Genomic DNA, 771 nt, shown 5'->3' on the forward strand with positions numbered 1-771 from the left:
TGCCAGCCTATCGCGGCCTTGCCTATGTGGTGTTTGAAGAGCTGCCCCTTGCAGACTTTGGGAACCGCTTGCCACAACTGACTTTTGAAGTGGTGCGCTGCGTTGGCTATGAGGAAGAAAAGCTAACGGCTGTTTCTCTTATTCCCGGCTCTACTGAGTTCGGCTATTCCAAAACGCCTGTGAAGGATGGCAAGGACGGCCCGACCACGGCCTATAACAACCGGCACACCCTGACTGCAGCAACTGATTGGGAGCATTCCATAGACTTGCTGCAGAGCACCTGCCCGGAGTGCAAAACCGTTTCTCTGGTGGTGGCGTGGTTTGGTGATGATCTGCGGGCGGGAGAGTGCACGATTGCGCCTCGTGTGGAAGCACGCAAAACCACCAGTCCGATTGAATGGCGGGTTGCCGGATTAAGCCGGGATGAAGCCCGGCTTGTCTCGTATGTGGATGGCAAGCCCGCTTATGGCGGTTCGCCTTCAGACAGTGTTGTGATTGAAGCTATCCAAGACCTGAAAGAGCGCGGCTTTAAGGTGATGCTTTATCCGTTTGTCATGATGGATATTCCAGAAGGCAACGGCCTTCCAGATCCTTACGGGGAGGCAGAACAAAAGGCTTATCCGTGGCGTGGCCGGATCACCTGTCACCCGGCACCGGAGCAACCGGGCAGCCCGGATGGAACGTTTGATATCGAACCGCAACTTCTTTCATTCTTCGGGGAGTCTGACCGGTTTGATGTTAGTTGGGATGGTGATCAAGTTATCTACACTG

1 pseudogene is annotated in these 771 nt (G+C 54.6%); it reads left to right on the forward strand.

The features are described 5' to 3' along the window. A pseudogene (locus PsWM33_RS27605) lies at positions 1 to 771 on the forward strand (baseplate multidomain protein megatron); the annotation flags it as partial.

This window comes from Pseudovibrio sp. WM33 (assembly GCF_001623165.1).
Classification (GTDB): Bacteria; Pseudomonadota; Alphaproteobacteria; order Rhizobiales; family Stappiaceae; genus Pseudovibrio.